The sequence below is a fragment of the Streptococcus sp. A12 genome (assembly GCF_905372335.1).
Taxonomy (GTDB): Bacteria; Bacillota; Bacilli; order Lactobacillales; family Streptococcaceae; genus Streptococcus.
In genome coordinates this window covers 1-7766 of sequence record NZ_CAJPOU010000053.1, presented here as the reverse complement: position 1 = coordinate 7766, position 7766 = coordinate 1, and the positions used below count along the sequence as shown (strand labels likewise).

Genomic DNA, 7766 nt, shown 5'->3' with positions numbered 1-7766 from the left:
GATAAGGGCTATATTACGTAGTGGAATGGTGTTTAGCTAAATGAAAATAAAAAGAGCTTCTTTCAAACTATCAAAAATTGCAAATAAATACCAAAAACTTTCTGCAAAACGGTTGACATATTCTTAATACGTGGTACAATTAAATGCGTAGAGACGGGTGAACCGTTTTCAAAACAATAAAAAATAAGGAGATTTTTGCAAATGTCAAATACAGAAATTGCAAAAAAAGTCATCGATGCAATCGGTGGAGTTGAGAACGTTAGCAGTGTTGCTCACTGTGCGACTCGTCTTCGCGTGATGGTCAAAGATGAAGCAAAAATCAACAAAGATGTTGTTGAGAACATTGAAAAAGTACAGGGAGCTTTCTTTAACTCAGGTCAATACCAAATCATCTTTGGTACTGGTACTGTAAACAAGATCTACGATGAAGTAGTAGCTCTAGGCTTGCCAACTTCATCAAAAGATGAAATGAAAGCTGAAGCCGCTAAACAAGGAAATTGGTTCCAACGAGCTATTCGTACCTTCGGGGATGTTTTTGTCCCAATTTTACCAGCAATCGTTGCAACTGGTTTGTTTATGGGAATTCGTGGTGCTATTGCTCAAGACCAAGTGTTGGCTTTGTTTGGTACTACAGCAGACGCATTTAAATCTACAGATTTCTATACCTATTCAACAATTTTAACCGATACTGCGTTTGCCTTCTTCCCAGCCTTGATTTCATGGTCTGCATTCCGAGTATTTGGTGGAAATCCTGTTCTTGGGATTGTAATTGGTTTGATGATGGTTAGTCCGACACTTCCAAATGCGTGGGTTGTAGCGGAAGATCCTTCTAAAGCAGCAACGTTCTTTGGTATCTTCCATCATGTAGTTGGATTCCAGAACTCAGTTCTTCCCGCTTTCTTCGTTGGTCTAATTGGTGCGAAACTTGAAAAATGGCTCCATAAGAAAATTCCAGATGTCTTAGATTTGTTATTGGTTCCATTATTTACATTAACAATCATGTCATTCCTCGCCTTGTTTATTATTGGACCATTCTTCCACAGCATCGAGGAACATGTACTGAATGCAACTAAGTTTATTTTAAATTTACCATTCGGTCTTGCAGGTCTTCTTATCGGTGGGGTTCATCAGTTGATTGTTGTTACTGGTGTCCATCATATTTTTAATCTTCTTGAATCGCAATTAATTACTTCGGATAAAAAAGATCCATTTAATGCAATTATTACAGCTGCTATGACTGCACAAGCTGGTGCGACTTTAGCTGTGGCAGTGAAATCAAAATCTCAAAAAGTGAAAGCTTTAGCATTTCCTGCAACTATTTCTGCCTTATTAGGTATTACTGAGCCAGCAATCTTTGGTGTGAACTTGCGTTATGTGAAACCATTCGTTATTGCTTTGGGAGCAGGTGCTGTAGGTGGTTGGATTGCATCTATGTTAAACCTTGCTGGTACAGGATTTGGTATTACAATTATTCCAGGAACACTTCTCTATCTAAATGGTCAATTATTGAAATATGTATTTATGGTTGTATTTACAACTGCACTAAGTTTCGGTTTGACATATATGTTTGGTTATGAAGATGAAGCTTCATCAGTTCGTGCAGAGGACGAAGAAGCTGGTGCAATTATTGAAGAAGAAACAACTGGAACTGTTCCAGCATCTCTTCAAGATGAAACCATCATCTCTCCAATCGTTGGGCAAGCTGTTGCTTTAGAAAATGTGAATGACCCTGTATTCTCAAGCGGTGCTATGGGTCAAGGGATTGCAGTGAAGCCATCTGAAGGTGTCGTTTATGCTCCTGCAGATGCTGAAGTAACGATTGCTTTTGCAACTGGACATGCCTTCGGTTTGAAGACAGCGAATGGTGCTGAAATCTTGATCCACGTTGGGATCGACACTGTTTCAATGAATGGTGACGGTTTTGAGAAAAAAGTTGCTCAAGGTGACAAGGTCAAAGCTGGAGATGTTCTTGGAACATTTGATTCTGCTAAAATTGCAGCAGCTGGTCTTGATGATACAACAATGGTCATCGTCACAAACACAGCTGACTATGCTTCAGTAACTCCAGTAGCTACTGGTGCAGTTGCTAAAGGCGATGCGATTATTGAAGTAAAAGCATAATCTAAAATATGATTGCTCAAGGACTGGTTAGGGTATCCTCCAGTCCTTGAATTTTGTTTGGAGATGAGGTTTGGAATGAAAAAGTTGCTCACCTAATGTTGAAACATAAATAAGAGTAGTTTTTTCTTTAAGGAATAGAAGTGAACCGTTTTCCTTTATGATATAATAGAAAAAAAGAGAATTGAAGAAGAGGATTGATATGACTAAATTATATGGAAGTCTTGAAGCTGGTGGAACAAAGTTTGTTTGTGCTGTAGGTGACGAAAATAATAACGTCATTGAAAAGACACAGTTTCCAACAACAACTCCTATTGAAACCCTTGATAAATGTATTGAATTTTTCTCTAAATTTGAAACTCTTGCTGGTTTAGCGATTGGCTCATTTGGACCGATTGACATTGATAAAAATTCAAAAACATATGGTTTTATTACAACAACTCCCAAACCCCATTGGGCGAATGTTGATGTAGTAGGTGCTTTCCGTCGTGCATTAAATGTACCGATTTACTTTACAACGGACGTAAATAGCTCAGCATATGGTGAAGTTGTCGCTCGTAATAATGCGGGTGCACGGATTGAAAACTTAGTCTACTACACAATCGGTACAGGAATTGGTGCAGGTGTCATCCAGCGTGGTGAATTCATTGGTGGAGTAGGACATCCTGAGATGGGCCATTACTATGTTGACAAACACCCAATGGATGTTGAAAAAGAATTTAACGGTGTGTGTCCATTCCACAGAGGCTGTTTAGAAGGTCTTGCAGCTGGTCCAAGCCTGGAAGCTCGTACTGGTATTCGTGGGGAAAATATCGAGCTCAATAGCTCTGTATGGGATATCCAAGCCTACTATATTGCTCAAGCTGCTGTTAATGCGACTGTAACCTTCCGCCCAGATGTGATTGTATTTGGTGGAGGAGTGATGGCACAACAGCACATGTTGGATCGCGTTCGTGAAAAATTCACAGTATTATTGAACGGCTACTTACCAGTTCCAGATGTTCGTGACTACATCGTGACTCCTGCGGTAGCTGGAAATGGTTCAGCAACCTTGGGTAACTTTGTCTTAGCAAAACAAGTCAGCAAAAAAGACTAATCAGGTAAGGCTGAAACAACAAAAAGCATGAAATGCTAGGGGAGGGAGTTCTTCGTCGGGAAGATGGATGAATGACCTTCTCTTTTTTAAGCAAGAGAGGAGAAAAGATGGAAAAAGCCATTATGAAGGATCCCTTCTTTTTGAGTCAAGTATCTGAAGAAGCGACAAAAGAGGATTTATATCTGGCGCAAGACTTACAAGATACCTTACGAGCTCACCAAGATTCCTGTGTTGGCATGGCGGCTAATATGATTGGTGTACGCAAGCGAGTGATCATTATCCAATTTGGTTTGATGCCCTTGGTTCTCTTTAACCCTGTTCTAGTCAAGAAAGAAGGAGTTTATGAGACAGAAGAGGGGTGCCTTTCTTTGGCAGGGAGCCGAAAAACGAGCCGCTTTGAAAAGATTCAAGTCTCCTACCGCGACATGAATTGGAAGCCTCAGCTCATAAGCTTAGAAGGTTTTGCGGCCCAGATTTGCCAGCATGAGCTAGATCACCTGGAAGGGATTTTGATCTAGATTCAGTTGCTGCTTATTAAGGAATCGATCGAAGAGAATTTGTTGATGAAAAAAGAATATTTGTTCTATGAACGGGTTAGACCATTTTTGGTGTCCCATCCCTATTATCTTTCTTTATTAAAGTGGGTCAACCGCCTCGTCACCCTGCTGATGCCACTCCTTTATGTTTATGTTCTTTGGGCAGCTTATCTGAAAGCTTCCGATATTTGGGTTGTTCTTGCCTATCTGTTGGTTCCGGCGTCTGGCTTTATGTTACTGAGTGTCATTCGAAAAGCAATCAATTGGCCCCGTCCCTATGAGCTTGGCGCGTTTCCGCCTCTTTTAGAGAGAGAAGGCAAGGGGAGTTCCATGCCAAGTCGGCATGCCTTTTCGGCGGCCATCATTTCGACAGTAGCTTGGGGTGTGAATCCTCTTCTATCGAGCCTTGGTCTTTTCTTGGCTCTGCTATTGGCAGGCGTTCGTGTTCTGGCGGGACTCCATTTTGTCCGTGATGTCATAGTCGGATTTGTCGTTGCACTCCTATGGGGAATTGTCAGTTTTTCTCTATTCGGAATTTTCTGATAGAGGCTGGATGAGAGAAGTTTTTGAATGTAGACAAACTATTGTTTTACATAATACAGCTAGATGATTTTCGAAAAATGACTTTTATTTTTTAGTTATTTAAGAAGATAAAAAACTTTCCGCTGTGAGAAAATGCCTGAAACATAATTGTTTCAGGCATTCGGAATTATTGAGACCTTAGGCTTAATAATTACTCATGGAACTTCCTGGATTGCTGAAATCATCCACTGGATAATTTCACCTAACGTCCGTACTCACCTAAGGAAAATTTTTCTGAAGACTTTATCTTAAATCTGAAACTGCCTAACTCAGTTAGGCAGTTTTTAATTATGTGAGATTTGGTGGGGGAATTTTTGGAAGAACCGTTCACGTTCTTCTATAATCGCAGGACTAGGATTTTTGAGGGAAGTTAACAAATCAACTAAGTCAGGTGTGACTTCTCGAATCAGCTCTCCCAGTGACCAAATGGCTGTTGCAATATGAATCTGGTTTTGCGAGGTTTCGATGATTTCTAACAGTTTAGGAATAGCAGACCGGTCATTAGCATTGGCCAAAGCAATGATAGCATTACGCTGGAGAATATTCTTTCCCCGCCAACTACCAGCAACCATTCCAAATTTATCCTTGAATTGTCCATTGGATAACTCGATAAAGGGGATTAATTCCGGGTGAGCTAGTTCAGGATCGATATCAGTGGCTAGCGGATTGTCCAGACCACGGTTGTAGGGACAGCAGATTTGACAGATATCACAACCGTAGATGACCGTTTTAATCTTTTTACGGAATTCCAGATCCATCATCCCCTTGTCTTGGGTCTGAAAGGACAGGCAACGTCGGGCATTCATAGAGCCATCTCCGATTAAACAAGAAGTCGGGCAGGCTTCTACACAGCGGTTACAATCTCCGCAACCATAGTCAACGGCTTGATCGGGTTCGATCTCTAGGTTGGTGATCAGCTCCCCTAAAAACATATAAGAACCGTATTCTTTTGAGATGACGAGGCCGTTCTTTCCGATAAAGCCAATCCCAGCTCGTTGAGCAACCGCGGTATCCACTAAGGCACCGGTATCCACCATGCCCTTGTATTCAAAGTCGGCGGTTAATTCTTCAATCCCTCGTGCTAGGCGGTCTAATTTATCCTGCAAGACATAGTGATAATCAAGGCCCCAGCTATTGGGGGTGAATTTTCCGCGTTTATAGGCCGTCTTCTGAGGTTGTTGCTTTAACTTGTGGGGATAGGCAACGGCAATGGAGATAATCGTCTTAGCAGAAGCCAAACTTAAACGTGGTTGGATTCGTTCTTCAATATTTTTGTGCTCAAAACCAGAATTTCGGCCTTCTTCCACGGCAAGGCGGAGGGATTTTTCTAAATAGGAAAAATCATCCGCAGTGGTAAAGCCAATTTTTGAAATACCAATGGAGTGAGCCAATTCGATAATGGATTCTTTGAGGTTCATATTCCTATTATAGCGGAAAGCCGGTAAAAATGCGAAAAACGTGCAAAAAATTAAAAAGGGGCTAAAGAGCTTGGCAGGGCTTTCAAAAACAAGTGGAATTTGGTATAATAAGGTATTGAATACAAGGATATATGGAGGCAGGTATGTCACAACCGCTATTTTTACAATCAGTTATGCAGGAAAAAATTTGGGGTGGAACTAGATTACGAGATGAGTTTGGCTATGAAATCCCGAGCGATCATGTTGGTGAATACTGGGCTATTTCGGCCCATCCACATGGTGTTTCTGTTGTTAAGAATGGACCTTATGCTGGAATGGGCTTAGACCAACTATATGCAGAGCATCGCGAATTGTTTGGGAATCGACCAGAACCGGTCTTTCCTTTGTTGACAAAGATTCTAGATGCTAATGACTGGCTTAGTGTTCAGGTTCACCCAGATGATGCCTATGGAATGGAGCATGAAGGAGAACTTGGGAAAACTGAATGCTGGTATATTATTGCCGCTGATGAAGGGGCAGAGATTATCTATGGTCACCACGCCCAGTCTAAGGAAGAATTGCGCCAAATGATCGAAGGAAAAGAATGGGATGATCTGTTAGCGCGGGTTCCTGTGAAAGCGGGAGATTTCTTCTATGTGCCAAGTGGAACCATGCATGCCATCGGTTCGGGTATCTTAATCTTGGAAACCCAGCAATCAAGCGACACGACGTATCGAGTTTACGACTTTGATCGCAAAGATGATCAAGGAAATTTACGTGAGTTGCACATTGAACAGTCCATTGATGTGCTGAACTTAGGGGCTCCAGCGAATAGCCGGCCAGTTGAAGAAAAAGTGGATCACTTGTCGTCTACTTTGTTAGTGGCTAATGACTTCTTTGGTGTTCACAAGTGGGTAGTCAATGGGGAAGTTCGATTTGAAAAGACCCATGATTATAGCTTGTTGAGCGTTCTCTCAGGGCAAGGCAGTCTACAGGTAGATGAGGAGAATTATCCGATTGGAAAAGGGGACCACTTTATCTTAACGAGCGATGTTGAATCTTGGACTTTGGAAGGGCAAGATTTAGAATTGATCGTGAGTCATCCATAAAAAAGAAAGGGTTTGAGTTAAAAGCTGTGGAACAACTCAAGCCTTTTTTATCTGAAAACTATTTTTATGTTAAGTCTTGACTCTGACCTAAGGGGAGGGATTATACTATCTTTGTAAGGAGGAAATCATGTACCATATCAAAGAAGCTGCAGAGCTGTCAGGTGTCTCTGTCAAGACCTTGCACCACTATGACAAGATAGGACTTCTCGTCCCTGTGAAATCTGAAAATGGCTATCGGACATACAGTCAAGAAGATTTAGAACGATTACAGGTGATTCTCTACTATAAGTATCTAGGGTTTTCCTTAGACCAAATAGCAGAACTCTTAGCCGAAGAAAAATCTAACTTATTGCCCCATTTGACCAAACAGTTGGACTATTTGACTCAAGAAAGGCAACGCCTGGATACCTTGATTTCCACCTTGCAAAAAACCATTCAGGAACAAAAAGGAGAAAGAAAAATGACCATTGAGGAAAAATTTACTGGATTTAGCTACCAAGATACTAAAAAATACCATCAAGAGGCGGTAGACAAGTACGGTCAAGAAGTCATGGACCAAGCGCTTGAACGCCAAAAAGGTCGAGAAGAGGAGGCGACAAGAGCCTTTAATCAAGTCTTCCAAGTCTTGGCGAAAAACTTCCAGGCTGGTTTGCCAGTAACAGCATCGGAAAATCAAGAAGAAGCAGCCAAACTTTTAGACGCGATTCGAACGTATGGATTTGACTGCTCTATAGAGGTTTTTGGCCATATCGGCAAAGGCTATGCCTATAATCCAGAATTCAAGGAAAACATCGACAAGTTTGGAGCTGGTACAGCCCAGTACACTTCCGATGTCATTGCCTTTTATGTCGAAAATCAAGCAAAATAAAAAAGTGAGAGTGGGACAGAAATCGGTAATTCGTTAGAATTCGATTTCGTCGTCCCACCT

7 protein-coding genes are annotated in these 7766 nt (G+C 41.4%); 6 read left to right on the top strand and 1 reads right to left on the bottom strand.

Going from position 1 to position 7766, the window contains the following annotated elements; genetic code table 11:
- The first annotated feature begins 201 nt into the window (after positions 1-201).
- The 4 genes from QZ158_RS06900 to QZ158_RS06885 all read left to right on the top strand — a co-directional run bounded on the left by QZ158_RS06900 (position 202) and on the right by QZ158_RS06885 (position 4293).
- Positions 202-2121 (top strand): sucrose-specific PTS transporter subunit IIBC, encoded by a 1920-nt coding sequence (locus QZ158_RS06900; protein ID WP_293886997.1) that lies wholly within the window; start codon positions 202-204, stop codon positions 2119-2121.
- A gap of 199 nt (positions 2122-2320) precedes the next feature.
- Complete coding sequence (gene scrK / locus QZ158_RS06895; RefSeq protein WP_293886995.1) at positions 2321-3214, top strand: fructokinase ScrK; 894 nt, start codon at positions 2321-2323, stop codon at positions 3212-3214.
- A 107-nt stretch (positions 3215-3321) separates the two neighbouring features.
- On the top strand, positions 3322-3732 hold the full coding sequence (locus tag QZ158_RS06890; RefSeq protein WP_048691122.1) for a peptide deformylase: 411 nt from the start codon (positions 3322-3324) through the stop codon (positions 3730-3732).
- Positions 3733-3777: 45 nt separating this feature from the next.
- The gene (locus QZ158_RS06885; RefSeq protein ID WP_293886992.1) at positions 3778-4293 is read left to right on the top strand and encodes a phosphatase PAP2 family protein; all 516 of its coding nucleotides are present in this window, start codon (positions 3778-3780) and stop codon (positions 4291-4293) included.
- A 323-nt stretch (positions 4294-4616) separates the two neighbouring features.
- Here QZ158_RS06885 and queG read toward each other — a convergent pair whose 3' ends face one another.
- Positions 4617-5750 (bottom strand): tRNA epoxyqueuosine(34) reductase QueG, encoded by a 1134-nt coding sequence (gene queG / locus QZ158_RS06880; RefSeq protein ID WP_293886990.1) that lies wholly within the window; start codon positions 5748-5750, stop codon positions 4617-4619.
- Between the two features lie 143 nt (positions 5751-5893).
- Between queG and manA the strand changes: the two genes are divergently transcribed.
- Together manA and QZ158_RS06870 are read left to right on the top strand one after the other, a co-directional pair.
- Positions 5894-6838, top strand: coding sequence for a mannose-6-phosphate isomerase, class I (manA, locus tag QZ158_RS06875; protein WP_293886988.1), 945 nt, complete (start codon positions 5894-5896; stop codon positions 6836-6838).
- A 127-nt stretch (positions 6839-6965) separates the two neighbouring features.
- On the top strand, positions 6966-7706 hold the full coding sequence (locus QZ158_RS06870) for a MerR family transcriptional regulator (RefSeq protein WP_293886986.1): 741 nt from the start codon (positions 6966-6968) through the stop codon (positions 7704-7706).
- Positions 7707-7766 lie beyond the last annotated feature (60 nt).